This is a genomic window from Streptosporangium lutulentum, from assembly GCF_030811455.1.
GTDB lineage: Bacteria > Actinomycetota > Actinomycetes > Streptosporangiales > Streptosporangiaceae > Streptosporangium > Streptosporangium lutulentum.
In genome coordinates this window covers 6,223,293-6,249,509 of record NZ_JAUSQU010000001.1, presented here as the reverse complement: position 1 = coordinate 6,249,509, position 26,217 = coordinate 6,223,293, and the positions used below count along the sequence as shown (strand labels likewise).

At 69.9% G+C, this 26,217-nt stretch carries 24 protein-coding genes; 18 read left to right on the top strand and 6 right to left on the bottom strand.

Annotated elements, in window-relative coordinates; genetic code table 11:
• Nucleotides 1-211: 211 nt before the first annotated feature.
• From J2853_RS27730 to J2853_RS27720, 3 genes are all read left to right on the top strand, one after another.
• Complete coding sequence (locus J2853_RS27730; RefSeq protein ID WP_179282507.1) at nt 212-472, top strand: WhiB family transcriptional regulator; 261 nt, start codon at nt 212-214, stop codon at nt 470-472.
• A gap of 171 nt (nt 473-643) precedes the next feature.
• Nucleotides 644-3,514 carry a glycosyltransferase family 2 protein gene (locus J2853_RS27725; RefSeq protein ID WP_307562975.1) on the top strand — a complete coding sequence of 957 codons (2,871 nt, stop codon included), beginning with the start codon at nt 644-646 and terminating at the stop codon, nt 3,512-3,514.
• Nucleotides 3,511-4,926 (top strand): DUF5719 family protein, encoded by a 1,416-nt coding sequence (locus J2853_RS27720; RefSeq protein ID WP_307562973.1) that lies wholly within the window; start codon nt 3,511-3,513, stop codon nt 4,924-4,926. Before J2853_RS27725 ends, J2853_RS27720 begins: the two co-directional genes overlap by 4 nt.
• A gap of 59 nt (nt 4,927-4,985) precedes the next feature.
• On the opposite strand, the gene J2853_RS27715 is transcribed toward J2853_RS27720, so the two are convergent.
• Nucleotides 4,986-5,441, bottom strand: a complete 456-nt coding sequence (locus J2853_RS27715; protein WP_307562971.1) for a metallopeptidase family protein — start codon at nt 5,439-5,441, stop codon at nt 4,986-4,988.
• A gap of 182 nt (nt 5,442-5,623) precedes the next feature.
• On the opposite strand from J2853_RS27715, the gene J2853_RS27710 reads away from it, so the two are divergent.
• Genes J2853_RS27710 through J2853_RS27690 form a run of 5 tightly spaced genes read left to right on the top strand, consistent with a single transcriptional unit; the run spans nt 5,624 to nt 9,650 of the window.
• Nucleotides 5,624-5,992: a DUF3499 domain-containing protein gene (locus J2853_RS27710; RefSeq protein WP_089212826.1), complete on the top strand. Its 369-nt coding sequence runs from the start codon at nt 5,624-5,626 to the stop codon at nt 5,990-5,992.
• Nucleotides 5,993-6,040: 48 nt separating this feature from the next.
• The gene (locus J2853_RS27705) at nt 6,041-7,396 is read left to right on the top strand and encodes a phosphomannomutase/phosphoglucomutase (protein WP_307562968.1); all 1,356 of its coding nucleotides are present in this window, start codon (nt 6,041-6,043) and stop codon (nt 7,394-7,396) included.
• A 4-nt stretch (nt 7,397-7,400) separates the two neighbouring features.
• Nucleotides 7,401-7,574 (top strand): Trm112 family protein, encoded by a 174-nt coding sequence (locus J2853_RS27700; RefSeq protein WP_012888128.1) that lies wholly within the window; start codon nt 7,401-7,403, stop codon nt 7,572-7,574.
• Nucleotides 7,571-8,677 (top strand): SIS domain-containing protein, encoded by a 1,107-nt coding sequence (locus J2853_RS27695; protein WP_307562966.1) that lies wholly within the window; start codon nt 7,571-7,573, stop codon nt 8,675-8,677. The genes J2853_RS27700 and J2853_RS27695 overlap by 4 nt, the downstream gene beginning before the upstream one ends.
• A gap of 43 nt (nt 8,678-8,720) precedes the next feature.
• Complete coding sequence (locus tag J2853_RS27690) at nt 8,721-9,650, top strand: cation diffusion facilitator family transporter (protein WP_307562964.1); 930 nt, start codon at nt 8,721-8,723, stop codon at nt 9,648-9,650.
• A gap of 13 nt (nt 9,651-9,663) precedes the next feature.
• On the opposite strand, the gene J2853_RS27685 is transcribed toward J2853_RS27690, so the two are convergent.
• Genes J2853_RS27685 through J2853_RS27675 form a run of 3 tightly spaced genes read right to left on the bottom strand, consistent with a single transcriptional unit; the run spans nt 9,664 to nt 11,917 of the window.
• Entirely contained in the window at nt 9,664-10,380 is a 717-nt protein-coding gene (locus tag J2853_RS27685; RefSeq protein WP_307562962.1) for a response regulator, read from the bottom strand.
• Nucleotides 10,377-11,540 (bottom strand): sensor histidine kinase, encoded by a 1,164-nt coding sequence (locus tag J2853_RS27680; protein ID WP_307562960.1) that lies wholly within the window; start codon nt 11,538-11,540, stop codon nt 10,377-10,379. Before J2853_RS27680 ends, J2853_RS27685 begins: the two co-directional genes overlap by 4 nt.
• Nucleotides 11,541-11,581: 41 nt before the next feature.
• Nucleotides 11,582-11,917 carry a MerR family DNA-binding transcriptional regulator gene (locus J2853_RS27675; RefSeq protein ID WP_307562958.1) on the bottom strand — a complete coding sequence of 112 codons (336 nt, stop codon included), beginning with the start codon at nt 11,915-11,917 and terminating at the stop codon, nt 11,582-11,584.
• 205 nt (nt 11,918-12,122) lie between these two features.
• On the opposite strand from J2853_RS27675, the gene ahcY reads away from it, so the two are divergent.
• Nucleotides 12,123-13,550 (top strand): adenosylhomocysteinase, encoded by a 1,428-nt coding sequence (gene ahcY / locus J2853_RS27670; protein ID WP_307562955.1) that lies wholly within the window; start codon nt 12,123-12,125, stop codon nt 13,548-13,550.
• Between the two features lie 61 nt (nt 13,551-13,611).
• Nucleotides 13,612-14,853, top strand: coding sequence for an adenosylhomocysteinase (locus tag J2853_RS27665; RefSeq protein ID WP_307562954.1), 1,242 nt, complete (start codon nt 13,612-13,614; stop codon nt 14,851-14,853).
• 97 nt (nt 14,854-14,950) lie between these two features.
• Here the strand turns inward: J2853_RS27665 and J2853_RS27660 are convergent, their stop codons facing one another.
• Nucleotides 14,951-15,586 (bottom strand): DUF305 domain-containing protein, encoded by a 636-nt coding sequence (locus J2853_RS27660; RefSeq protein ID WP_307562952.1) that lies wholly within the window; start codon nt 15,584-15,586, stop codon nt 14,951-14,953.
• Between the two features lie 178 nt (nt 15,587-15,764).
• On the opposite strand from J2853_RS27660, the gene J2853_RS27655 reads away from it, so the two are divergent.
• Complete coding sequence (locus J2853_RS27655; protein WP_307562950.1) at nt 15,765-17,252, top strand: LVIVD repeat-containing protein; 1,488 nt, start codon at nt 15,765-15,767, stop codon at nt 17,250-17,252.
• 164 nt (nt 17,253-17,416) lie between these two features.
• Nucleotides 17,417-18,835 carry an LVIVD repeat-containing protein gene (locus J2853_RS27650; protein WP_370879346.1) on the top strand — a complete coding sequence of 473 codons (1,419 nt, stop codon included), beginning with the start codon at nt 17,417-17,419 and terminating at the stop codon, nt 18,833-18,835.
• A gap of 80 nt (nt 18,836-18,915) precedes the next feature.
• On the opposite strand, the gene J2853_RS27645 is transcribed toward J2853_RS27650, so the two are convergent.
• Complete coding sequence (locus tag J2853_RS27645; protein WP_307562947.1) at nt 18,916-19,986, bottom strand: RDD family protein; 1,071 nt, start codon at nt 19,984-19,986, stop codon at nt 18,916-18,918.
• A gap of 334 nt (nt 19,987-20,320) precedes the next feature.
• Between J2853_RS27645 and J2853_RS27640 the strand changes: the two genes are divergently transcribed.
• From J2853_RS27640 to rbsD, 6 genes are read left to right on the top strand one after another with little or no spacing between them, the layout of a single operon-like run.
• Nucleotides 20,321-21,325 (top strand): LacI family DNA-binding transcriptional regulator, encoded by a 1,005-nt coding sequence (locus tag J2853_RS27640; protein ID WP_307562945.1) that lies wholly within the window; start codon nt 20,321-20,323, stop codon nt 21,323-21,325.
• On the top strand, nt 21,322-22,824 hold the full coding sequence (locus tag J2853_RS27635) for a sugar ABC transporter ATP-binding protein (protein WP_307562943.1): 1,503 nt from the start codon (nt 21,322-21,324) through the stop codon (nt 22,822-22,824). Before J2853_RS27640 ends, J2853_RS27635 begins: the two co-directional genes overlap by 4 nt.
• Nucleotides 22,808-23,776, top strand: coding sequence for an ABC transporter permease (locus J2853_RS27630; RefSeq protein WP_307562942.1), 969 nt, complete (start codon nt 22,808-22,810; stop codon nt 23,774-23,776). The genes J2853_RS27635 and J2853_RS27630 overlap by 17 nt, the downstream gene beginning before the upstream one ends.
• Nucleotides 23,777-23,794: 18 nt before the next feature.
• Nucleotides 23,795-24,742: a substrate-binding domain-containing protein gene (locus J2853_RS27625; RefSeq protein ID WP_307562940.1), complete on the top strand. Its 948-nt coding sequence runs from the start codon at nt 23,795-23,797 to the stop codon at nt 24,740-24,742.
• Nucleotides 24,742-25,740: a ribokinase gene (locus J2853_RS27620; RefSeq protein WP_307562938.1), complete on the top strand. Its 999-nt coding sequence runs from the start codon at nt 24,742-24,744 to the stop codon at nt 25,738-25,740. Before J2853_RS27625 ends, J2853_RS27620 begins: the two co-directional genes overlap by 1 nt.
• Nucleotides 25,737-26,126 (top strand): D-ribose pyranase, encoded by a 390-nt coding sequence (gene rbsD / locus J2853_RS27615; protein WP_307562937.1) that lies wholly within the window; start codon nt 25,737-25,739, stop codon nt 26,124-26,126. Before J2853_RS27620 ends, rbsD begins: the two co-directional genes overlap by 4 nt.
• Nucleotides 26,127-26,217: the final 91 nt, after the last annotated feature.

Sequence of the window (26,217 nt, the reverse complement as noted above, 5' to 3'; positions counted from 1 at the left end):
CGATCGCATGGGGCGATCACGGTCGTGGCGGGCACACGACCCAGCACCGGGGAGAGCAGGTCTTTCCCCGGATACCGGCATGCCGCTTGACGCCACACGGGGCGCGCGCGTGTAATTACACACGTGTTGTTACGCCTTTCCTCTGGGTGGGTAAGAGGGAGGCGTTCATATGGGGGGCTCCATTTGCGGGCGTGCGGCAGGGAGGTGTGCAGTGACCGACCTGGTCATCGCACAGGACAGCATCGCTGAAGAGCAGCTTGGCTGGCAGGAACGCGCCTTGTGTGCGCAGACCGACCCCGAGGCGTTCTTCCCGGAGAAGGGAGGCTCCACTCGGGAGGCCAAGAAGGTATGCCGCTCCTGTGAGGTGCGTGCGGAGTGTCTTGAGTACGCACTTGAGCATGACGAGCGGTTTGGCATATGGGGTGGGCTCTCCGAGCGGGAACGCCGCCGGATCAAGCGTGAGGCAGTCTGACAGGCAGTGTGTGGCGCCCAGCGTGGGCGCTTGACGAATATCTCCAGGGGTCATGTGGCCGGCCAGCCACGTGACCCCTTTTTTCGCGCGTGACCATGTATAAGACGTAGGCGGACATAGGGTGCCGTATCGTTGTCGCCGATCAGCGCCCCCCTCTGAACCGCAGGACATATGTCCATCACCGATCCCCCACGCCCCCATCACACCGTCACCGCGATCGTCGTGTCCCACGACGGTGCCCGCTGGCTGGGGGAGACCCTTGACGCACTGCTCAAGCAGACCCGGCCGGTGGATCGAGTCGTCGGGGTGGACAACGGCAGCAGGGACGGCAGCGCCGCACTGCTGACCGGTTCGCTCGGCCCGAACGCCGTCCTCACCCTGCCCCGCTCGACCGGCTTCGGGCAGGCCGTCGCCGAGGTGCTCGACCGTCTGGGACCCGGCGGGGGGCGGGAGTGGATCTGGCTGCTGCACGACGACTGCGCGCCGGACGCCCGGGCCCTGCAGACCCTGCTCCGGGCCGCCGACCAGGATCCCAAGGCCGGGGTGCTCGGCCCGAAGCTCCGCGACTGGATGGACCGGCGACTCCTGCTGGAGGTCGGCGTCACCGTCGACCGCACGGGCCGCAGGGACACCGGCCTGGAGGCCCGGGAGTTCGACCAGGGACAGTACGACGACGGCGTCAAGGACGTGCTCTCGGTCTCCAGCGCGGGGATGCTGATCCGCAGGGACGTCTGGGACGAGGTGGGCGGGCTCGATCCGGCCCTGCCGCTGTTCCGTGACGACCTCGACCTGTGCTGGCGGGTCAGGGCCGCCGGGCACCGCGTGCAGAACGTCCCCGCGGCGATCGCCTGGCACGCCGAGGCCGCCGCCCGCCGTCGCCGTCGCATCACCGCCAGCGGCGACCACCCCCGGCGGCTGGACCGCCGCAACGCCCTCTTCGTGGTCATGACGAACCTGCCGTTCCGGCCGCTGCTGTGGGCGCTGATCCGCAACCTGTTCGGCTCGATCTTCCGCACGGTGCTGTTCCTGGTGGCCAAACAGCCCGCCAACGCGATGGACGAGTTCGCCGCGTTCGGCTCGGTGTTCGGCCATCCCATCCGGATGATCAAAGCCCGGCGTGCCCGGGCCAAGGGCCGCAAACAGAGCTACGCGGCGATCAGCAGGCTGCTGACCCCGCCGGGCGCGGGCTACCAGCGGCTCGCGAACCGGGCCCAGAGTTACCTGGCCGGGTCCGGCTTCGTGGAGTCCGCGGGCCGGCACCACCTCGTGGCCTCCACGCGGCAGGAGGAGGACGGAGAGGAGCTGCTCTCCGACGCCGGGGTGATGCAGCGGACCTTCAGCAATCCGGGCGTCCTGCTCTTCCTGGCGCTGACCGTGGTCACGCTGATCGCGGAGCGTGCCCTGCTCGGCGGCGCCAGGATGGGAGGCGGCGCGCTCGTCCCGGTGGCCGGCGGGGCCTCCGACCTGTGGGACCTCTACACCGAGGGGTACCACCAGACGGGACTGGGCAGCGGCGGGTGGGCTCCGCCGTACGTCGCGGTGCTGGCCGCGCTGTCCACGGTGCTGTTCGGCAAGACCTGGCTCGCGGTCTCCCTGCTGCTGCTCGGCTGCGTGCCGCTGGCCGGGTTCTCCGCCTACGCGGCGACCCGGTCGATGATCTCCGGACGGTGGACCCGCGTCTGGTTGGCCTCCTCCTACGCGCTCCTGCCCGTGGCCACCGGAACGATCTCCGCCGGACGGCTCGGCACCGCCGTGGTCTTCGTGCTGCTGCCCGTCTACGCGGCGCTGGCCACCGTCGTGCTGACGGGCGAGAGGCGCCGCGCCCGCCGCGCCGCCTGGGGCCTCGGCCTCCTCCTGGCCGTCGGCACGGCTTTCGCCCCGCTGGTCTACCCCCTCACCGCGATTCTCGGCGCGCTGGCCACGCTGGCCTTCCCGCGCAGGGGCGTCGTCGTCTCCATGGTCATCGCGTTCGGGGTCCCTGCGGCGCTGCTGTTTCCCTGGCTGGCCCAGATGGCAGGGAACCCCGGACGGCTCCTGCTGGAGGCCGGGCTGCACCAGCCCGCGCTGGTCGACCCCCGGCTGCCCGCGGAGTCGCTGCTGCTGCTCAGCCCCGGCGGTCCCGGAATGCCGCCGCTGTGGGTGACCGGCGGCCTCATCGCCGCCTGCCTGGCCGCGCTGCTGATGCGCCGCAACCGGATGATCATCGCGGTCGGCTGGGGCGTCGCGCTCTTCGGCGTGCTGGTGGCGATCCTGGTCAGCAGGACCCCGGTCACCTCGCTGAACGGCGACGCCCAGGCGCCCGCCTGGCCCGGAGTGCCGCTGGCCTTCGCCGCCACGGGCATGCTCATGGTGGCCGCGCTCACCGCCCACCGGATCGTCGAGTTCCGCGCGGCGGGCGGGACACGCAAGGTCGCCGCGCTGGTCGTCGTGCTCATCGCGTTCTCCACGCCGCTGCTCGCGGCGGGCATGTGGATCACCAAGGGCGTGGAGGGGCCGATCAGCGGGACCGTGCGCGAGGTGGTTCCCGCGCTGGCCGCGGTCAGCTCGGCCGCCGGCGAGCGGACCCTGCTCCTTCGCGCCAGGCGGGGCGCCCTGACCTTCACCGTGCTGCGCGGCCGGACCCCACTGATCGGAGAGGCCGACATCCCCGTGCCCGAGGGCCCCCGGGAGCAGGTCCGGATCGCGGCGGCCGGGCTGGTGTCGGGAAGGGGCGGCGACGACGCCCGGGTGCTGTCGGCCCACGGCGTGCAGTTCGTCGTGGTGGCCGCCCCGGTGGAGCCGGAGATCAGCCGGGCGCTGGACTCCCAGCCCGCCCTGGCCCGGATGAGCCTGTCCCGCACGATCGGGATGTGGCGGCTGATCCAGCCCGCCGCCGTACCCCCCGCCCCGCCCGGCGACCCCTGGCACGGCCGCTGGCTCTGGGCCCAGGCGTTGACGGTGCTGGTCGTCCTGGTCCTGGCGGCGCCCGGCTCACGGCCCGAGGCCGACGAGCACGCCCCCCAGGACAAGCCCGAGCCCGTGAGAGAGCTGGCCACCCGGTGAAATCCCTGATCGAGAACAGGTTCGGCCTCCTGGTCCTGGTCCTGGTGGCCCTGGCCGCCCTGTACGGGGTGGCCTTCGCGACCCGGCCGAAGGCCGTCGCCGCTCCCGTGCCCGGTGCGTCGAAGGTGCCCGTCGCCTCCGTGACGACCGTCTGTCCCGATCCCGGCGAGGCCGTCGTCGGCGTGGTCACCCCGCCGGGCGGCCAGGATCGGGGCGCCGCGACGCTCGCCGCGGGCGGCAAGACCCTCGCCACCCTGGACACCCCCGGCAACCTCTGGAACGAGAAGGTCCCCGCGAAGTCACCGCCCCTCGTCGTGACGGCCACCGGCGGCATGGCCGCGGGCCTGGAGACGGCGCAGACCCGCGAGGAGACGGAGGGCGCGCACCGGGGGCTGGCCGGGGTGCGGTGCACCGAGCCGGTGGCGAGCACCTGGCTGGTCGGGCCAGGACCGTCCGCGGCCGACGTCACGCTCTACCTCACCAACGCCGACCTCTCCCCGGCGATCGTGGAGATCATGGTCTACTCCGGTGAGGGCCCGGTGGTCGCCGACTCCGGCGGCGCGTTCGCGCTCAAGCCCGGCCAGAGCCGTACGATCAAGGTCAAGGACCTGGCCTCCTCACCGCTGGTGATGGCCGTCGAGGTGCGCACCGGTTCCGGCAGGGTCACCGCCGCGGCTCGGGCGATCATGAACGGCGGGCGGGGCGTCGACTGGCTGCCCGTCTCCGCGGCCCCCGCCACCCGCGTCGTGGTGCCGGGCATCCCCGGCGGCGGGGGCAAGCGCGAGCTGCTCGTCGCCTCCGTCACCGAGACCGACACCCTGGTCGAGGTCAAGGCGCTCACCCCCGACGGCACCTACGCGCTCAAGGGCCGCGAGCTGATCGAGGTGCCGGCGGGCTCCGTCGCCACCCTCGACCTGTCCACCGGGATCGGCGGTCAGCCCTCCGCGCTCGTGCTCACCTCGGACACTCCGATCGTGGCCGGGGTGATCGCCACAGGGACCGGTGAGAGGAGCGACGTCGCCTTCACCGCCGGGGCGACCCCGATCGACCTGGGCAGCATGGTCGCCGACAACCGCACCGGCGGTAAGAGGAGCTCCCGGCTGCTGCTGACCGCGCCGGACGCGGCGGGTAAGGTGAGCGTGCAGGTGGTCCCGAGCAAGGGCGAGGCGCCCCCGCCGTTCGAGGTGAACATCACGGGGTCACGGACCAGGGAGGTCAAGCTGCCCAAGATGGGCGACCCCTTCTCGGTGGTCGTGCTGCCGCTGCCGGGCTCGGGGCCGGTGTACGGCGGACGGGTGATGGACGAGTCGGTGAAGGGCGGCCTCGCGCTGACCGCGCAACCGCTGGCCCCCGCCCGGCTGTGGGCGCTGGTCCCCCCGATCACCGAGTCGGTGGCGACCGTGCTGCCCTGAGGCACGGGGAGGTCGCCGGCCGTGGACGGTGCCCCGCGGTGCGGGGAGGGCCGGGGCGCTCAGTCGCGGTCGTCGAAGCCGGGATCGATCGAGTCGGGGGACAGCCCCAGGAGCTCGGCGATCTGCTCGACCACCGCGTCGTGAACCATCGCGCCGAGGTGGTCGCGGTCACGGGCGCGGCCCTCCAGCGGACGCCGATATATGATCACGACGGCCGGGCGGCTTCCCGCGGCGGGCTCGGACCGGCCGAACGGGATCGGCTCGCCGGTGAGAAGCTCGGGGCCGTCGCCCAGGTCGTCGAGCGGCGGCACCTCCTCGACCGCGAACTCCACCGACGCCAGTTGCTTGGCCCAGCGGGGTTTGAGCCGATCCACGGCGTCCAGGACGAGGTCGTCGAAGCGTTCGCTGCGGGCCTTGGCGATCGGCACGTGAGAGGGCGCGAGCGGACCGCGCAGGCCACGGCCGTGTCGGTCGCGTCTGCGGGGCGGGCGGGGTCTACCGGGTGCCGAACTCACGGGCCAAGCTTAGACGTGCCCGGAGCGAACGCGGGAAGATGCCGCGGCCGGGGAAAGTCAATCAGGGGGCGTAAGCCGTACAGGCGGGTGGAAGCCGGGACACGTGTCCGAATTGTGGCGACACGCTCGTTAAGAGCGCTCAGATAGTGGCGCCTCGGACGCTTACCGGATACGGTCCCACCGTGAGCCCCGTCCGCCGCTGTTCCCGCACCGCGTGCAGTCAGCCTGCCGTTTTCACGCTCACGTACGTCTACGCCGATTCGACCGCCGTTCTCGGGCCCTTGGCGACGTACGCCGAGCCGCACTGTTACGACCTGTGTGCCGAGCACGCCGAGCGGCTGACCGCGCCCCGCGGCTGGGAGGTGGTCCGTCTGCCCACAGACGGGGCGCCGCCGAGCACGGACGACCTCGAGGCTCTCGCCAACGCGGTCCGCGAGGCCGCCAGGCCCGCTCCGACCGACGGCACCGAACCGGTCGGCCAGGGCGTCGAGGTCGGGCGTCGAGGCCATCTGAGAGTGCTCCGTTCGGCTCAGCCTCAGCGCGACCGTTGACCCTACTAGGCTGGGGCCAGCAGACACGACGTTAAGGGTGGAGCTGGAGTGGGCGACCTCGCCAAGATCTTCAAGGCGTACGACGTTCGCGGCGTCGTGCCGGACGAGTTCGACGAGGAGACGGCGGAGGCGGTCGGCGCGGCCTTCGTGGAGGTGACCGGCGCGGAGGCCGTCGTCGTGGCACACGACATGCGCGTCTCCTCCGAACCCCTGGCCGCGGCCTTCATCCGCGGAGCGACCTCGCGGGGAGCCGACGTCGTCCACGCGGGTCTGGGCTCCACCGATCTGCTCTACTACGCGAGCGGCACCCTGGCCCTGCCCGGTGTGATGTTCACCGCCAGCCACAATCCGGCCCGGTACAACGGCATGAAGATGTGCCGGGCGGGCGCCGTGCCGATCGGGAGCGACACCGGGCTCGCCGAGATCCGCGACCGGGCCGCCGAGATCCTGAGGTCGGGTGCCGGCGCCGGCACCGACGCCGGGACCGTGTCCAGGCGCGACCTGCTGCGGGGCTACGCCGGCCACCTGCGCTCGCTGGTGGACCTGTCGGGCATCCGGCCCCTCCGGGTCGTGGTCGACGCCGGCAACGGGATGGGCGGTCACACCGTCCCCGTGGTGTTCGAGGGGCTGCCCGTCGAGCTGACCGCCCTCTACTTCGAGCTGGACGGCGACTTCCCCAACCACGAGGCCAACCCGATCGCGCCGGAGAACCTGTGCGACCTGCAGAAGGCCGTGCTCGACGCCGGCGCCGACATCGGCCTGGCCTTCGACGGCGACGCCGACCGCTGCTGGGTCGTCGACGAGCGCGGCGAGTCGGTCTCCCCGTCCACGATCACCGCGCTGGTCGCGGCGCGTGAGCTCGCCAAGCACCCCGGCGCGACGATCATCCACAACCTGATCACCTCGCGGGGCGTCCCGGAGATCGTCACCGAGCACGGCGGCGAGCCGGTCCGCACCCGGGTGGGGCACTCGTTCATCAAGGCCGAGATGGCCAGGGCCGGCGCGGTCTTCGGCGGTGAGCACTCCGCTCACTACTACTTCAAGGACTTCTGGTTCGCCGACTCCGGCATGCTGGCCGCGATGCACGTGCTGGCCGCGCTGGGCGAGCAGGATCGGTCACTGTCGGAGGTCCTCGCCGACTACACTCGCTACGCGGCCTCCGGGGAAATCAACAGCACGGTCGCCGATCAGGTGAAAGCGACCGCGCGGGTTCGTCAGACGTTCGCCACCCGCGACGATGTCACCTTCGACGAGCTGGACGGTCTGACCGTCTCCGGCCCCGGATGGTGGTTCAACCTTCGTCCGTCCAACACCGAGCCGTTGCTCCGGCTGAACGCCGAGGCGGCCGACGAGATTCAGATGGCAGCGATCAGGGACGAAGTCCTCGCTGTCGTGAGGAGCTGAACGAGTGAAGATCGACGACTGGCTGCTGGAGATCCTGGCCTGCCCCAACTGCAAATCCCCGCTGCGCGCCGAGCCCGAGGTGGACGAGCTGTCCTGCACCTCCGCCTCCTGCGGTCTGGTGTACCCGGTGAGGGACGACATCCCGGTGCTCCTGGTGGACGAGGCACGAAAGTCGTGAACTGGGAGCCGGATCGGCTCGACGATCAGAAGCAGCTGACCGAGGGCGACCCGGCGGGCATGTTACGGGCGGTGGCCGCCTCGGCGGCACAGGTCCGCACCTCCCGCCGGGCCGCGCTGGAGACGGATCTGTCGGTTCTGTCCAAAGACGGCCGGCCCCGGGCCCTCGTGGTCGCGGGCATGGGCGGGTCGGGCATCGCCGGTGACATCCTCAACGTGGTGTGCGGTCCCGGAGCCCCTCTGCCGATCGTGACCGTACGGTCCCACCGGCTGCCCGGCTGGGTCGGCGTGACCGATCTGGTGATCGCGGTGTCGTGCTCGGGCAGGACCGAGGAGACGCTGGCGACGGCGACCGAGGCCGTCCGCCGGGGGTGCAGGCTGCTCGTCCTGGGCGCGCCCGACTCGCCGCTGCAGGCGATCGCCCGCCAGGCGGGCGCGCCGTTCGTTCCCGTCGTGTGCGGCTCGCAGCCCCGTGCCGCCGTGTGGGCGCTGACGATCCCGTTGATCGTCGCCGCCGCCGAGCTCGGCCTGCTCACGGCCGGCGAGGAGGTGTTCGAGAGTGTGGCCGAGCGCCTGGAGGACATCGCCCACCGCTGCCGCCCGGTGAGCGAGTCGTTCATCAACCCCGGCAAGTCTCTGGCCATGGAGATCGCCGAGACGGTGCCGATGATCTGGGGGTCCTCCCCGCTGGCCGCCGTCGCGGCCTACCGGTGGTCCTGCCAGCTCAACGAGAACGGCAAGTATCCCGCCCTCTGGGGGGAGATCCCCGAGGTCAACCACAACCAGATGGCCGTCTTCGACGGTCCGCTGGCCACGCGGGACATCTTCTCCGACGAGGGCGGGCGGTCGATACGGCTGTTCGTGCTGCGCGACGTGGAGGAGCATCCGCAGGTCGCGAGGCGGCGTGAGATCTCGGTGCGGGCGGCGCAGGACCGGGACGTGCCCGTCACCCAGATCCTCGCCGAGGGGACGCACCCGCTGGAGCGGCTCGCGACGTTGATCGAACTGGGCGACTACGCGAGTACATACCTCGCCCTGGGGTACGGGATCGACCCGACCCCTGTGTCGGCGATCAGAGAACTCAAGTCGAGAATTTCCCAATAAGATCCTGTCTCGATCTTTTCGGGGCATATAAGTGGAGGTTCCCGTGAGCGCGGGCGGCGGTACTAAGGCGATCATCGCGGCGTTGGCCGCCAACGTGGCAATCGCCGTGGCCAAGTTCGTGGCCTTCCTGATCACGACCTCCTCGTCGATGCTCGCCGAGTCGATCCACTCCCTCGCCGACTCGGGCAACCAGGTGTTGCTGCTGGTCGGAGGGAAGCGGGCGGCGCGGCAACGGACCCCGGAGCATCCGTTCGGTTATGGCCGGGAGCGCTATTTCTACGCCTTCGTCGTGGCGGTCGTGCTGTTCACGATCGGTTCGCTGTTCTCCCTCTACGAGGGCTGGCACAAGATCAGTGACCCGCATCCGGTCAAGACGCCGGTCGTCGCCTTCGGAGTGCTGATCTTCGCGATCATCGCGGAGAGCTTCTCGTTCCGGACCGCGATCAAGGAGTCCAACCTGGTCCGGGGCGACCAGTCCTGGGTGCAGTTCATCCGCCGCTCCAAGTCGCCCGAGCTGCCCGTCATCGTGCTGGAGGACCTGGGCGCGCTGGTCGGCCTGATCCTCGCCCTGTTCGGCGTGACGATGGCGGTGATCACCGGCGACGGGATCTGGGACGGTGTCGGCACCATCGGGATCGGTGTCCTGCTCGCGATCATCGCGGTCATCCTGGCGATCGAGACCAAGTCGCTGCTGATCGGCGAGGGCGCCGGCATGGAGATCGAGAGGCAGATCCTCGGCGCGCTGGAGAGCACGCCCGAGGTCGGGCGGGTCATCCACATGCGCACGCTCCACCTCGGTCCGGAGGAGATCCTGGTCGCCGCCAAGATCGCGGTGAAGCACGACGACACGGCCGGCGAGGTGGCCCGGGGCATCAACGAGGCCGAGCGGCGCATCCGTGAGGCGGTGCCGATGGCCCGCGTCATCTACCTTGAGCCCGACCTGGACAGAGCCAAGGTCAACGGCGTCTCCTGACCCCGGCGGGGGCTCAGCGGCGCGGGACGACCAGGCCCGACTCGTAGGCGTGGATGACGGCCTGGGTGCGGTCGCGCAGGCCGAGTTTGGCGAGCAGCCGGGCCACGTGGGTCTTTACGGTGTGTTCGGTGACCACGAGGCCGGCCGCGATCTCGGCGTTGGACAGGCCCTGGGCGATGAGGCGCAGAACCTGGGCCTCACGCGGTGTCAGCGGACTGCCGTCCGGAAGCGGCCGCCGCTGCCGGGAGAACTCGGCGATCAGCCGCCGGGTGATCTTCGGGGCGAGCAGCGCGTCGCCGCGCGCCACCGTCCTGACCGCCTCGGCCAGGTCGTTCGCCCGCACGTCCTTGAGCAGGAAGCCGCTCGCCCCCGCGGTGAGCGCGTCGTACACGTAGTCGTCCAGGTCGAACGTGGTGATCATGATGACCTTGGTGCTCTCGGTCTCCAGGATCCGGCGGGCGGCCTCGATCCCGTTCATCTCCGGCATCCGGATGTCCAGCAGGGCGACGTCCGGGTGGGTCTCACGTGCCAGCCGTACGGCCCGCGCCCCGTCGGGGGCGGTACCCACGACGGTGAGGTCGGGCTGGGCCCTGAGCACCGCCGAGAACCCCCGGAGCACGATCGGCTGATCGTCGGCGATCAGCACACTGATCCGGTCGTCCGCCGGCGCGGTGCCGGGGGGATCACCGCGGTCGCCCGAGGGGGACGGGTGGAGGTCGGGGGAGGTCATTCCAGGGGGAGGCCCGCCTGGATGAGAAACCCTCCGGCGGGACCGGCGCCGGCCTTGAACCAGCCGCCCAGGGCCAGGGCGCGCTCGCGCATGCCGACCAGGCCGTGTCCGTTCGAGGGGCTTCCGGCGGGGCCGGGGCCGTCGTCGGCGATGCGCAGCACCAGCATCGCCGGGCGGTAGGTGAGCTCGATCGAGACGCGGGCGCCGGGAGCGTGGACGCGGGCGTTGGTCAGCGCCTCCTGGACGATCCGGTAGGCCGAGACGTCCACGGCCTGCGGCACCGGTTCGGCCTCGCCGACCACATCCAGGTCGACGACGCCCTCGTGCCGTTCGAGGAGTTCGGGAAGCAGCGCCAGCCCCGGTTGTGGCGCGGTCTCCGGTGCGGTGGTGACATCGGCGCGGAGGACGCCGAGCAGGCGGCGCATCTCGGTGAGCGTCGTGCGCGCGCCGGCCGCGATCTCGGCGAACTCCTGCTTGGTCCGGTCGTCGAGCCCTTCGAGGGTGTAGGGGGCGGTCTCGGCCTGGACGGCGATCATCGATACCGAGTGGGCCACGATGTCGTGCATCTCCCGCGCGATTTTCGCCCGCTCGGCCATCGCGGCCTGCTCCCTGAGGGTCTCCAGGTTGTCGGCACGGACCTTCTTGATCTCGGTACGGCTGCGCCGTACGTCCGCCAGGAGCGCCGTCGCCACGACCGTGCCCAGTATGGCGACCATGGTGGTGCCGTTGACGGGGGAGTACCAGTACGACCTGAGAGTGGCGGCGAGCCAGATGAGGAGGAGCGGCGCACCGACGCACGCCGTCAGGATCCACGCGGCTCCACGGCTGAGCCGGCACAGGATCGTGTAGAAGGAGAGCACGCCCGAGAGGCCGACCGCGACGGGGAGCCAGTTCACCCCGGCCGCCAGCAGCCCGAGGGCCCCCATAAGGGTCAGGACGACGGCCAGCCACGGCTGGGAGCGGCGGAGTGCCTGCGGCGCGGTGGCCAGCAGGGCCGCCAGCAGGGCGAGGGCACTCATGCGGTCCGCGATCTCCATGAGTGCGGAGATCGCGAGTGCGGCGGCGATGCCGATGGTGGTGAGCGGTGATTCGATGACGCGTTTGAGGTCGAAGGCGGCTACCCGCTCCTCGGCGCGGGTCAGCCTGGCGGTGACGTCCATGGGGAGAATTGTCCTGTCCCGGTGATCCGGTGTCGTCACTCCTACGGACGACGCTGAAGGAGTCGCAGCGCCTTCTCCTTTTCGAAGTCCAGGGCCCGCCGCGGGGCCTGGACCCGGCCGATCCGCAGTCCCAGATCCCGTACGGCCTGCGCCACCGCGGGCTCGCTCAGCATCCGCAGCGCGAACGCCAGTTCGGCGGGGGAGATGTCGAACCGCTTCTCCAGCTCCACGCCCTGGGCCACGGCCGAGAGCTCCTCGGGGCCGAACCGGCGGTGCGCGCCCCGGTCTCTGACCGGCGGGAGCAGGCCGAGCGCCTCGCGGTAGCGGAGCATCCGAGGGGACATGCCCAGCCGTTGCGCGGCCTCGGTGATGCGCATCGCGAACCCTTTCCGTGAAACCTTACATTCTTTTGTCAGGTTACCTCTTTAGGGGGTGCGAGGAGTGGCATCGGCGGCCTAAACTCGCAACGTCGACGTTTCCGATGGAACGGTGAGCCCGGCCCGAGAGCGAAGCAGGATCGCAAGGACAGCGCGATCGGCGAGGGTGCTAGGCGAGCGCGACCATCAATCAGAGGGGTAACACATGGACTTCAAGGTCGCCGACCTTTCCCTTGCGGCCTTCGGGCGCAAGGAGATCCAGCTCGCCGAGCACGAGATGCCGGGCCTGATGAGCATCCGCGCCGAGTACGCCGAGGCGCAGCCGCTGGCCGGCGCGAAGATCATGGGCTCGCTGCACATGACCATCCAGACCGCGGTGCTCATCGAGACCCTGGTCGCGCTCGGCGCCGAGGTCCGCTGGGTCAGCTGCAACATCTTCTCCACCCAGGACCACGCGGCCGCCGCCGCCGTCGTCGGCCCGAACGGCACCCCCGAGAACCCGCAGGGTGTTCCGGTCTTCGCCTGGAAGGGCGAGACCCTGGAGGAGTACTGGTGGTGCACCGACCAGGCCCTCGCATGGCCCGGCGGTGAGGGCCCCAACATGATCCTCGACGACGGCGGCGACGCCACCATGCTCGTCCACAAGGGCACCGAGTACGAGAAGGCCGGCGCCGTTCCCAGCGCTGCCGAGGACGACCCGGAGGAGTGGAAGATCGTTCTCGATCTGCTCCGCCGTACGGTGTCCGACGAGAACAGGTGGACCAAGGTCGCCTCGCGCGTCAAGGGCGTCACCGAGGAGACCACCACCGGTGTCCACCGTCTCTACGAGATGTTCAAGAGCGGCTCGCTGCTCTTCCCGGCGATCAACGTCAACGACTCGGTGACCAAGTCGAAGTTCGACAACAAGTACGGCTGCCGCCACTCGGTCATCGACGGTCTCAACCGCGCCACCGACGTGCTGATCGGCGGAAAGGTCGCCCTCGTGGCCGGCTACGGCGACGTCGGCAAGGGCTGCGCCGAGGCGCTCAAGGGCCAGGGCGCCCGCGTCATCGTCACCGAGATCGACCCGATCTGCGCGCTCCAGGCCGCCATGGACGGCTTCCAGGTCACCACGCTGGACGAGGTCGTCGACATCGTCGACATCTTCGTCACCACGACCGGCAACTTCAACATCATCACGGCCGACCACATGTCCCGGATGAAGCACAACGCCATCGTGTCCAACATCGGCCACTTCGACAACGAGATCGACATGGCCGGGCTGGCGAAGATCCCGGGCATCGAGAAGACCGAGGTCAAGCCGCAGGTCCACACCTGGCGCTTCCCCGACGGCCGCCAGATCATCGTGCTCGCCGAGGGCCGCCTGATGAACCTGGGCTGCGCCACCGGCCACCCCTCGTTCGTCATGTCCAACTCCTTCACCAACCAGGTGATCGCCCAGATCGAGCTGTTCACCAAGACCGACGCCTACCCGGTCGGCGTCTACGTGCTGCCCAAGCACCTGGACGAGAAGGTCGCCCGTCTCCACCTGGACGCCCTGGGTGTGAAGCTCACCACGCTCACCAAGTCCCAGGCCGAGTACATCGGCGTGGCCGTCGAGGGCCCCTACAAGCCGGACCACTACCGCTACTGATCGACCGTTCCACGAGGCCCCCGCAGAACTGCGGGGGCCTTCGGGCAATGTGGGGAGAGACGTGGACAGCGCGCTGGGGACCGCGGGAGAGCGGCGGATCGGATGGGCGGCACGGGCGATGCCGGTGCTCACCGCCGTCGGGGAGCGGTTCGCGGCCGAGCAGCCCCTCGAAGGACTGAGGATCGCCGCGTGCCTGCACGTGACCGCCGAGACCGCCGTGCTCATGGGCGCGCTGAAGGCGGGCGGAGCCGAGGTCGCGCTGGCCGCGTCGAACCCCCTGTCCACCCAGGACGACGTCGCCGAGGCGCTCCGCGACTACGGGGTCACCGTGCACGCGCTCGCCGGGGTGACCGTGGAGACCTACTACCGCCACATCCATCAGGCGCTCGACATCGTCCCTGACATCGTCCTCGACGACGGCTGCGACCTGGTCAACATTCTGCACACCGAGCGCACCGAGCTGCTGGAGACCGTCTCCGGGGGCTGCGAGGAGACCACGACCGGGATCATCCGGCTCCGGCAGATGGCCGCCGAGCAGGCTCTGAGGTTCCCCGTGGTCGCGGTCAACGACACCCGGACCAAGCGGATGTTCGACAACCGCTACGGCACCGGCCAGTCGACCCTCGACGGCATCATGCGCGCCACCAACACCCTGCTCGCGGGTAAGACCGTGGTGGTCGCCGGGTTCGGCTTCTGCGGGCGGGGCGTGGCCGAGCGGGCCAGAGGGCTGGGGGCCCGGGTGGTGGTCACCGAGATCGACCCGGTCAAGGCGCTGGACGCCTCCCTGCAGGGCTACGACGTGCGATCGATGGCGAGCGCCGCCCGCACCGGAGACGTGTTCGTCACGGTCACCGGCAACCGGGACGTCATCAGAGGCGAGCACCTGGAGGCGATGAAGGACGGCGCGATCCTGGCCAACGCCGGCCACTTCGACGTCGAGATCGACGTCCGGGCCCTGGACGAGCTGTCGCAGGCCGTGCACCGGGGGGTGCGCCCCAACACCGACGAATACGTCCTCGCCGACGGGCGCAGGCTCCTGCTGCTCGCCGAGGGCCGGCTGGTGAACCTGACCGCGGCCGAGGGGCATCCGGCCGCCGTCATGGACATGTCCTTCTCCGCCCAGGCCCTCGCCATCGCGTGGCTGGCCCGCGAGCGGACCCGGCTGGCGCCGGGCGTCTACGACGTGCCGGAGGAGATCGACGTGGAGGTGGCGCGGCTCAAGCTGGCCGCCGCGGGCATCGAGGTGGACGAGCTGACCTCGGAGCAGAGGGAGTACCTCCACTCGTGGAGGATCGGTTCCTGACCTCGCGCTCCGGGGCGTTCGCCGGGCTTGAACCCGCCCCTCGCGTTCCGGGGGGCGTCTCGTCAGGCGGCCCGTGACCGGGAGCCGTCCGAACCCGTCATCCTGACATCGCCGCCGACATCTCCAGCATCCTGCGGATCTCGGCGTTCTGGGTGGCCGTGATGTCGTTGGCCACCTCCTCGATCTTCTGGTGCGAGCCACCGACCAGGGCCTGCTCGGCCATCTTCAGCGCGCCCTCGTGGTGGGCGATCATCAGCTGGAGGAAGAGCCGGTCGAAGTCCTTGCCCGAGGCGGCCTTGAGAGCCTCGATCTGCTCGGGTGTGGCCATGCCCGGCATGTCCGTGTGAGCGGCGTGGTGGTCCGGCACCTTCTGACCCTGCTGCTGCAGCCAGGAGGTCATGAACTGGATCTCCGGGCCCTGGACGTCCTTGATGCGCGAGGCCAGGCCCTTCAGCTTGTCGGAGTCGGCCCTGGTGGGCGCCAGTGCTGCCATGTCGAGGGCCTGCCGATGGTGGCTGATCATGTTCTGCATGAAGATCACGTCCACCGCGTTGGGGGTCTCCACGGGCACGGCCACGGCGGCCTCGCTGGGGCTGAGCGTCCTGGCGGGCTCGCCCGGCCGGCCGGGGGCGATGATGGGGGCCGTGGGCATCGCGACGGATGGCTTCTCATCGGCGCTGCACGCGCTGAGAGACAAGGTGACGGCGAACACGGCGATGAGCGCGACGCGCACCCGACCTCCTTCTTGGAACTGCTGAGACGAAAGACCGTAACCTTTTTCAGGTGGAAGAGTAAAGACCGCAAATCGGAAGTAAGTGCTGACATAGTGATGGCTTGCGCCACGGTTGGACAGGATGAACTATTTAGGCATTTATGCGCACCTTATGCGCATGTGCCAAGGAGGTTCACGAGTGTTCACCCCCTTCAGGAAGGGCCTGACCGGCCGATTCCTGGTTGTGGCCGGAGTCGCCGTCGCGATGACCGCGATGACTCTGTCCAGTGTTCCCGCGCAGGCCGCCGACATCCCGGCGCCTGGTCAGATCGTCAAGAGCTCGAACATCGAGCACGTCACCAACGTGCCCAGGCCCGCGGCGCTGACGAACATCCACACTGACATGGCCTTCCAGGGCGACTACGCCTACGTCGGCAACTACAACGGCTTCTCGATCTACGACATCAAGAAGCCGGAGAAGACCTCGCTCGTCAGCTCGGTGATCTGCCCGGGCTCCCAGATGGACGTGATCGTCTCCGGCAACCTGCTCTTCGGTGCCGTCGACTCCTCGCGCAACGACGACTCCTGCAGCAGTGTCGGGCAGAGCGGGGCGATCAAGGAGTCGTGGGAGGGCGTCCGGATCTTCGACATCAGTGACAAGAAGAATCCGAAGTACATCAAGGGCGTCGAGACCAACTGCGGTGCGCACACCATAACCCTCGTCCCCGGCAAGGGCAGGGACCGGCGCAACGTCTACCTGTACGCCTCCTCGTACAGCCCCTCGGCGAGCCTCCCCGACTGCCAGCCGCCGCACGACAAGATCTCGGTCATCAAGGTGCCGACGCAGAACCCGGCTGAGGCCGCGGTCGTCAACACCCCGGTCCTCTTCCCCGACGGCGGCAACCCCGGTGACCCGTCGACCGTGCAGTACCCCCTCCGCACGTCCGCGACGACCGGTTGCCACGACATCACCGCTTACCCGGAGAAGGACATCGCGGCCGGCGCCTGCATGGGTGAAGGCGTCCTGATGGACATCTCCGACCCGATCAACCCGAAGGTCACCGCGACGGTCCGCGACGACGAGAACTTCGCGTTCTGGCACTCGGCGACGTTCAACAACGAGGGCACCAAGGTCATCTTCACCGACGAGCTCGGCGGCGGTGGCGCGGCCACCTGCAACGAGGCCATCGGCCCGAACCGTGGCGCCAACGGCTACTACGACATCAAGCGCGGCAAGCTCACCTTCAAGGGCTACTTCAAGATCCCGCGTCACCAGGACGACACGGAGAACTGTGTCGCGCACAACGGCTCGCTGATCCCGGTCAAGGGCAAGGACATCATGGTCCAGGCCTGGTACCAGGGCGGCATCTCGGTCGTGGACTTCACCGACTCCTCCAAGGCCAAGGAGATCGCGTTCTTCGAGCGCGGTCCCGACGCCGCCTCTCCGCTGAGCGGTGGCTTCTGGTCGGCCTACTACTACAACGGCTACATCTACGGCAGTGACTTCAACCTCGGCCTCGACGTGCTGAAGATCAACGATCGACGCACCGACGACGCGAAGAAGGTCAAGTTCGACAGCCTCAACACGCAGACCCAGGCCTCGTACCGTGAAAACGGTCGCGACCACGACGACCGTGACGATCACGGTCACGGTGGTCACGGCGGCGGTCACGGCGGCCACCACTAGCAGTCTCTTCGGGGGCGGCGGGGACTCAGGTTCCCGCCGCCCCCGAAACCATAAACGGTAAACTTTTCTGACCTCTGAGTAAAACCATCAGAATATGTACTTCCTTACGCTGTGTTGCATCTAGTTCATTCGGTCGCCAGGACGGACGATCCGCATATTTGGATATGCGTTCTGTCCCAGGAGGTGCCCGAGTGCCCGCTTCCCGAAGGATCGGCCGGACACTGGTCGTGGTGGCGGCCGCCGTCACAACGCTGATCTCCACGGTGTCCGTCCAGGCCACGGACATCCCGCCGCCCGGTGAGATCGTCACCAGCGCGAACGTCTCGCACGTGACCAACGTCCCCAAGCCCGCCGGGCTGGAGACCACGATCAACACCGATATCGCCTTCCAGGGTGACTACGCCTACGTCGGCAACTACGGCGGTTTCTCGATCTATGACATCGAGGACCCGAAGCGGGCCGAGGTCGTCAGCAGCGTCGTCTGTCCCGGCTATCAGATGGACGTGGCGGTCTACGGCGACCTTCTGTTCACCGCGGTCGACAACTCCCGTAGCGACGACTCCTGCAGCAGCGTCGGGCAGGTCGCGTCGCTCAAGGAGTCGTGGGAGGGCGTCCGGATCTTCGACGTCAGCGACAAGAGGAACCCGAGATACGTCAAGGCGGTCGAGACCGACTGCGGCTCGCACACCCTGACCCTGGTCCCCGGTAAGGGCAGGGACCGGCGCGACGTCTACCTGTACGTCTCCTCCTACAACCCCTCGGCGAGCTTCCCCGACTGCCGGCCGCCGCACGACAAGATCTCGGTCATCAAGGTGCCGCTGAGGAACCCGGAAGGGGCGGCGATCGTCGGCACCCCGGTCGTCTTCCCCGACGGCGGCAACGAGAGCCAGCCGGGCCTGCTGCTGCCGACCAGCGGCTGCCATGACATCACCGTCTACGCGGAGAAGGACATCGCGGCCGGCGCCTGCATGGGTGACGGCGTGCTCTTCGACATCTCCGACCGGGAGAAGCCCGTGGTCACCGCGCGGGTCACGGACCCGAACTTCGCGTTCTGGCACTCGGCGACGTTCAACAACGAGGGCACCAAGGTCATCTTCACCGACGAGCTCGGCGGCGGCAGCGCGGCCACCTGCAACGAGGCCATCGGCCCGAACCGCGGGGCCGACGCCGTCTACGACCTCAAGCGCGGCAGGTTCGCGTTCAGGAGCTATTTCAAGATTCCCCGCCACCAGGCCGACGCGGAGAACTGCGTCGCGCACAACGGCTCCCTGATCCCGGTCAAGGGCAGGGACATCATGGTCCAGGCCTGGTATCAGGGCGGTGTCTCCGTCGTGGACTTCACGGACTCCGCCCGCCCGCAGGAGATCGGCTTCTTCGAGCGGGGCCCGGAGCCCAAGGGCGGTGTGGGCGGCTTCTGGTCGGCCTACTACTACAACGGCCACGTCTACGGCAGCGACTTCCACAACGGGCTCGACGTCATCAAGATCAATGACAAACGTACGGATCCGGCCAGGGGTGTCCGGCCGGACCGGCTGAACGTGCAGACCCAGGCCTCCTACCGGGAGCGGGGGCACGGCCACTGATCGGCCGGAGGATCACCCGTGAAGGGGTGACGGGGTCGTCCCGCCGCCCCTTTTCGCGTCCGTACGGCGTGCGCCCGAGTTCAGGCGGGAGGGGCGAAGCCCCCGGAGGCGGGTTCGGGCGCCGGATCGGACGGCTGCGGCCCGGACGCCGGAGCCGCGGGACCGGGAACGGGCCGCGCGGCGGGCGGCGGCGAGGAAGGCCGCTGCGGGGACTGGAACTGCGGCGGCTGGAACTGCGGTGGTTGCGGGTGCGGCGGCTGGAACTGCGGTGGTTGCGGGTGCGGCGGCTGGAACTGCGGTGACTGCGGGTGCGGTGGCGGGAACCGGAGTGGCTGGGAGGTCGCATGGGGGCCCGGGTACGGCTGCTGCTGCGCCGGCCACTGCTGCGGAGGCCGCCGCGCGCCGGCCTGCTGCGCCAGCCGTACGTGGTCCCGGCGGCGGCGCTCGGCCAGTACGGCGGTCAGGTAGGCGAAGGGCGGCACGCCGGGCGGCGGGGGCGGGGACACGAAGGCCGACATCCCGGTGGCGATGCGCACGCCCATCTCGTGCTGGACGACGGGAGTCAGGTCGTGCCAGCGCATGAGGTACTGCCTCGCGGTGGCCGCGACCGCCTCGGGCAGCCGTGACAGCTCCAGCGTCGCCGCCCACGCGGCGAGCGGCGGCGGCATGTCCAGCGGCGGGCCGTACTGCCGGGGCACGCGCTCGGAGATCACCATGGTGCCCGCGAAGACATCGCCGAGCCGCTTGCCCTTCTCCGAGAACAGCGAACTGATCAGCGCGGGGGCGCCGCCGAGCATCCAGAACTCCAGGACCCCCGCCAACCCGCGGAACAGGGCCTGCCGGAATCGCTCGGGGCTGCCGTCGTCGCTGACGACGCGGAGTCCGAGAGCGAGTTTGCCCAGGGTACGGCCGCGCGAGAGCGTCTCGAAGGCCACCGGGTAGCCGACGATCACGAACACCGTGAGCACGATGTAGATCATCGCGGTCAGCGCCGGATCGGCGTAGAAGGCCACGGCGCCGACCATGAAGGACGCGCCGAACAGCGTCGCGAGCTGGACCACTATGTCGATCAGCAGCGCCGCGGTCCTGCTGGGTAGCTGGGCGACCCGGACTTCGACGACCACGGCTTCGCCGGTTACGACATCGGACACATTTAGCACCCTACCTGTGTGCCTGTACGGGTTCCCCGTTCGATCCATCATTCTTGGTCTTTCCCGGCCGGTGGGGCCGCCCGGCGACACGCACCCTGATTGTGGGAGGTCGTCTTCCACGGCCGCGCCCCTCGGGCGCGGTCCGATCCGGCCCGGTGGATCTACGGTCCCGGCGTCTCCCCACCCCCTGGCGAGAGCCCCGAGACGAACGCCTTCACAGATCATCTCATCGGTGATCGAGCATGACATATGTGTGACGTGGATCACTTCATGTGGTGTTTACATCCATGTAATCGATTACATACCCTCATGAAATCGATTACATGGAGGGCTAATGGCACGTATCAAGGATGTGGCCGCGTACGCGGGCGTATCCGTCGCCACGGTCTCCCGGGTCCTCAACGACAGCCCGTCGGTCACGGAGGAGACCCGAGGCCGGGTCTACGCCGCGATGGCGGAGCTCAGCTACGTCCCGAACGCGGTGGCGCGCTCGCTGCGCACCGAGGCGACCAAAACCCTCGGCCTGATCATCGGCGACATCCTCAACCCCTTCTTCGCCGAGCTGGCCAGGGCGGTCGAGGACGCGGCGCGCAAGGCCGGCTACACCGTGATCATCGGGAACGCCGACGAGCGGGCCGAGGAGCAGGACCACTACGTCCGCACCCTCCTGGAGCAGCGGGTGGACGGTCTGCTGATCTGTCCCACCGCCGAGGTCACGCCGCTGGTGGAGGAGGTCGCGCGGGCCGGCGGTCCGCTGGTCTTCCTGGACCGTACGCTCCCGGGCGTGGACGTCCCGTCGGTCCGGGTCGACGGGACCGACGCGATCAAGGAGCTCGTCGGTCACCTGCGGAAGCTCGGGCACCGGCGGATCGCCTTCATCTCCGGCCCCGCCAGGTTGTCCACGGGCAGGGAGCGGACGGACGCCTTTCTCGTGGCGACGGCCGAGCACGGCCTGGAGATCCGCCCGGAGTACATCGAGGCGGGTGACTTCCAGTCGGGCAGCGGGCGCACGCTCACCGCCAGGCTCCTCGACCTGCCCGAGCCGCCCGAGGCGATCTTCGTGGGCGACAACCTGATGGCCCTGGGCGCGCTGAACGAGATAAGGGCGCGCGGCCTGCGTATTCCCGACGACGTGGCACTGGCGTCCTTCGACGACGTGCCCTGGTTCCCGCACATCGACCCTCCGATAACCGCGATCAGCCAGCCCGCCGCGGAGCTCGGCCTGCGCGCCGTGCAGGTCATCCTCGACAGGCTCGCCGGGCGGCCCGCGGAGTCGGCGGTCCTGCCCGCCGTACTGGTGGTGCGCCAATCGTGCGGCGAGGAAAGGGGCGCCTCGTGAAGGACGAGATCCTCCGGGTCGAAGGCCTGCGGAAGGAGTTCCCGGGCGTGGTGGCGCTGGACGGGGTCGATTTCGACCTCAGGCCGGGCGAGGTCCACGTCCTGCTCGGGGAGAACGGCGCGGGCAAGAGCACGTTGATCAAGATGCTCTCCGGGGCCTACCGCCCCGACGGGGGGAGGATCCTCGTCGACGGAGCCCCCACCGAGATCCGCGACGCGGGCGACGCCCAGCGTCTCGGCATCGCCACCATCTACCAGGAGTTCAACCTGGTCCCCCAGCTCAGCGTCGGCGAGAACCTCGCCCTGGGCCGCCCGCCCCGCCGGTTCGGCCTGGTCGACACCAAACGGATGCACGAGCAGGCACGGGAGCTGCTGGACCGGGTCGGCATCGACGTCGACCCACGCACCCCGGTGGCGCGCCTGGGCATCGCCCGCATGCAGATGGTCGAGATCGCCAAGGCGCTCGGCCTGAACGCCCGGGTGCTCATCATGGACGAGCCGACCGCCGTGCTCACGACGAGCGAGGTCGAGCGGCTGTTCGCCATAATCCGCCAGCTGCGCGACCAGGGTGTGGCGATCGTGTTCATCACCCACCATCTGGAGGAGATCCCGCAGATCGGTGATCGGGTCACCGTGCTGCGGGACGGCCGTTCGGTGAGCGAGGTGCCGGCGAGCACTCCCGAGGACGAGCTGGTCAGGCTCATGGTCGGCCGTCCGATCGACCAGCGGTATCCCCGGGAGCCGACGGCCGTGGGCGTCCCGCTCCTGCAGGTCCGGGGGCTCGGCAGGAAGGGCGAGTTCACCGGCGTGTCCTTCGAGGTGCGGGCCGGAGAGGTCGTGGGACTCGCCGGGCTGGTGGGCGCGGGCCGTACCGAGGTCGCGCGGGCGATCTTCGGTGCGGACTCCTACGACTCCGGAGAGGTCCTGGTGAACGGCCGCTCACTGGCCCGCGGTGACGTGCACGCCGCCATGGAGGCGGGCCTCGGCCTGGTCCCGGAGGACCGCAAGGGCCAGGGGCTGGTCCTCGGCGCCGACGTGGTCGAGAACCTCGGCCTGGTCACGTTGAGGCGGGCCACCCGCGGCGGGTTCGTCGACAGGGCCGGGCAGCGCAAGGCCGCCGCCGAGGTGGCCGCGCAGCTCGGCGTGAGGATGAGCGGCCTCGGACAGGAGGTCCGCACCCTCTCCGGGGGCAATCAGCAGAAGATCGTCATCGGAAAGTGGCTGCTCGCCGACGCGAGCGTGCTCATCCTCGACGAGCCCACGCGCGGCATCGACGTGGGGGCCAAAGTTGAGATCTATCAGTTGATCAATTCGCTCACAGCCTCCGGGCACGCGGTGCTAATGATCTCCAGCGATCTCCCCGAGATCCTTGGCATGAGCGACCGCGTCCTTGTGATGGCCCGCGGCAGGCTCGTCGGAGAGCTCGCCGCCCGTGACGCTACACAGGACTCGGTCATGGCCCTGGCCGTCACCGAGGTGGAGGATGCTCGTGTCCACTAACGTGCTGAAGCGGCAGTCTCCGGCGACCGCCTGGCTGGCGGGGAACGGCGCGCTGGTCGCGCTGGTCGTGCTCGCGGTCGCGATGTCGCTGCTGTCGGGCGATTTCCTGACGGTGACCAACCTGCTCAACGTGGGCGTGCAGGCCGCGGTCACCGCGGTCCTCGCCTTCGGCGTCACCTTCGTCATCATCACCGGCGGCATCGACCTGTCGGTCGGCTCCGTCGCCGCACTGTCGGCGATCGTGCTGGCCTGGACGACGACCAGCGCGGGACTGCCGTGGCCGCTGGCCATCCTGATCGCCCTCGCCGTCGGCCTCGCGTGCGGGCTGGTCAACGCCTCGCTGATCGCGTACGGCAAGCTCCCGCCGTTCATCGCCACCCTCGCCATGCTCGGCATCGCCCGCGGCCTGGCCCTGGTCATCTCGCAGGGCAGCCCCATCCAGCTCCCGGATGCCGTCACTCACCTGGGCGACACCATCGGCGACTACCTGCCGGTTCCGGTCATCGTCATGGTGGTCATGGGCGTGATCACGGCAGTGATCCTCAACCGGACCTACACCGGGCGCGCGATATACGCCATCGGCGGCAACGAGGAGGCCGCCCGGCTCTCCGGCATCAAGGTCAACCGGCAGAAGCTCATCACCTACGCCCTGTCCGGAGCCTTCGCCGCGGTCGCCGGTGTCGTCCTGGCCAGCCGGCTGGCCTCGGCCCAGCCCCAGGCGGCCACCGGCTACGAACTGGACGCCATCGCGGCCGTCGTCATCGGCGGGGCGAGCCTGTCCGGCGGCAAGGGCCGGGCCTTCGGCACCTTCGTCGGCGCGCTCATCCTCGCGGTGCTGCGCAACGGCCTCAACCTGCTCTCCGTCTCCGCCTTCTGGCAGCAGGTCGTGATCGGAGTGGTGATCGCGCTCGCGGTCCTGCTCGACACCCTGCGCCGCCGGACAACCAACTAGAACCGCAGAGGAAACATCATGAAGCGCACCATCACTCTCGTCGCGGCCGGCGCCGCGCTCGCCCTCGGCCTGACGGCCTGCGGCTCCGGGGCGTCCTCCGGGGGATCGGGGGCGTCGGAGGGGTCCATCAAGATCGGAATGTCGGTCTCCACCCTGAACAACCCCTACTTCGTCCAACTGCGCAAGGGCGCGGAGGACGAGGCCAAGAAGCAGGGGGTCACGCTGACCGTCACCGACGCCCAGAACGACGCCTCGCAGCAGGTGAACCAGATCCAGAACTTCGCCAGCCAGAGTATGAAGGCGGTCATCATCAACCCGGTCGACTCCGACGCCGCCGGAGCGGCGGTGACCGCGGCGGAACGTTCCAAAATCCCGGTGATCGCCGTCGACCGCGCGGTCAACGGCGCCACCGTGGCCCAGACCGTGGCGTCCGACAACGTCGAGGGCGGCAAGCTGGCCGCGCAGGAACTGGCCAAGCAGCTTGGGGAGAAGGGCCAGGTCGTCGTCCTCCAGGGCGTCGCCGGCACCTCCGCCTCCCGCGACCGCGGCCAGGGCTTCACCGAGGGCATCAAGGCCTACCCGAACATCAAGGTGGTCGCCCAGCAGCCGGCCGACTTCGACCGGACCAAGGGCCTGGACGTCATGACCAACCTGCTCCAGTCCAACCCCGATGTCAGCGGGGTCTTCGCCGAGAACGACGAGATGGCCCTGGGCGCCCTCAAGGCACTGGGCGCCAAGGCGGGCAAGGACGTCAAGGTCGTCAGCTTCGACGGCACCCCGGACGGGCTCAAGGCCATCCAGGACGGCACCCTGAACGCCAGCGTCGCCCAGCAGCCGGCCCTGCTCGGCCAGCAGGCGGTTCAGGGCGCGATCAAGGCGGCCAACGGCGAGAAGGTCGAGGCCACGGTGGCGGTGCCGGTGAAGGTCGTCACCAAGGACAACGTCGCCGAGTTCGCGACCTCGTGATGACCGCTCACGGCGACCACATCCGGCCGGTTCCGCCGGGGGACGCCCTCGGGAGCCGTCCGGACGGACGGCTCCCGCCGAGCGGCGCCTCCGGTGACCGCCCGGACGACCCGGCGTCGCCGTACGACGTGGTCGTCGTAGGTTCGGTCAACGCCGACCTGATCGTTCGGGTCGACCGGCGTCCCGCGCCCGGCGAAACCGTGTTCGGCGGCGACCTGGCCGTCCACCCCGGGGGGAAAGGCGCGAACCAGGCCGTCGCCGCGGCCCGGCTCGGCGCCCGGGTGGCCCTGCTCGGCAGGGTCGGCTCCGACGCCAACGGCGAGTTTCTGCGCCGGGCGCTGTCCGGCGACGGCGTGGACCTCGGCCATCTCCTGGAGACCCCGGGGCCGAGCGGCGTCGCCCTGATCACCGTGGGGCCGGACGGGGACAACAGCATCATCGTCTCGCCGGCGGCCAACGGGCGGTTGAGCGAGGACGACGTCGCCGCGGCGGCCGGACTGCTGGACCGCGCGCGGATCGTCTCCCTGCAACTGGAGACCCCTCTGGCCACGGTGCTGGCCGCGGCGCGGGCGGCGGCCAGGGTGGTCTTCAACCTCTCGCCCCCGGCCCCGGTGCCCGGCGAACTTCTGGCGAGGTGCGACCCGCTCGTCGTCAACGAGCACGAGGCCGAGTTCCTGCTCGGGGAGCGCGGCGCCCCCGACCGGCAGGCGCGGGCGCTGCTCGCGCTCGGCCCCCGTTCGGTGGTCGTCACGCTGGGGGCGGACGGCGCCGTCGTCGCCGAGCCGGGTGCGGTCACCGCGGTGCCGAGTCCCCGGGTGGCCCCCGTCGACACCACGGGCGCCGGTGACGCGTTCACCGGAGCGCTGACCTGGCGCCTGTCCAGAGGCGACGACCTGGTCACCGCCACCGAGTTCGCGGTCCGGGTGGGCGCCGCGTCCGTGCGCAAGCCCGGCGCGCAGGGTTCGTATCCGTACCTGGAGGAGTTGAAGGTGCTTTGAAACGCTCGGGGATCCTCAACGCGGCCCTCGCCGGCGGGCTCGCCCGCCTCGGACACACCGACGAGCTGCTTGTCTGCGACAGCGGGATGCCGCTGCCGCGGGGGATCGAGGTCGTCGACCTCGCCTTCCTGCCGGGCATTCCTTCGTTCGCCGACGTGCTGGACGGGCTCCTCGCCGAACTCGTCGTGGAGGGCGCCACCGCGGCGGAGGAAGCCCGGACGGCCAATCCGGAGCTCGACGCCTTGCTCGGCGCCCGCCTGCCCGGCCTGACCTACGTCCCGCACGAGGAACTCAAGCGGCTGTCCCGCTCCAGCCGGCTGATCGTGCGCACCGGTGAGGCGCGGCCGTACGCCAACGTGCTCCTGCGGTGCGGGGTCGCCTTCTGATCCCTCGCCGCGGCGTTCCCGCCGAGTGAGACCCCGCGCCGGCATGCCGAGCGGGAAGGCCGGGCACCGCCCGCCTGATCAATCGGATGGA

Bases quoted from the DNA above. Each gene is read 5' to 3' on its own strand.
- J2853_RS27640 (WP_307562945.1), top strand. From the start codon at position 20,321: ATGGCACGTATCAAGGATGTGGCCGCGTACGCGGGCGTATCCGTCGCC.
- J2853_RS27675 (WP_307562958.1), bottom strand. From the start codon at position 11,917: ATGCGCATCACCGAGGCCGCGCAACGGCTGGGCATGTCCCCTCGGATG.
- J2853_RS27650 (WP_370879346.1), top strand. From the start codon at position 17,417: ATGCGTTCTGTCCCAGGAGGTGCCCGAGTGCCCGCTTCCCGAAGGATC.
- J2853_RS27625 (WP_307562940.1), top strand. From the start codon at position 23,795: ATGAAGCGCACCATCACTCTCGTCGCGGCCGGCGCCGCGCTCGCCCTC.
- J2853_RS27620 (WP_307562938.1), top strand. From the start codon at position 24,742: ATGACCGCTCACGGCGACCACATCCGGCCGGTTCCGCCGGGGGACGCC.
- J2853_RS27685 (WP_307562962.1), bottom strand. From the start codon at position 10,380: ATGACCTCCCCCGACCTCCACCCGTCCCCCTCGGGCGACCGCGGTGAT.
- J2853_RS27680 (WP_307562960.1), bottom strand. From the start codon at position 11,540: ATGGACGTCACCGCCAGGCTGACCCGCGCCGAGGAGCGGGTAGCCGCC.
- J2853_RS27725 (WP_307562975.1), top strand. From the start codon at position 644: ATGTCCATCACCGATCCCCCACGCCCCCATCACACCGTCACCGCGATC.
- ahcY (WP_307562955.1), top strand. From the start codon at position 12,123: ATGGACTTCAAGGTCGCCGACCTTTCCCTTGCGGCCTTCGGGCGCAAG.
- J2853_RS27630 (WP_307562942.1), top strand. From the start codon at position 22,808: ATGCTCGTGTCCACTAACGTGCTGAAGCGGCAGTCTCCGGCGACCGCC.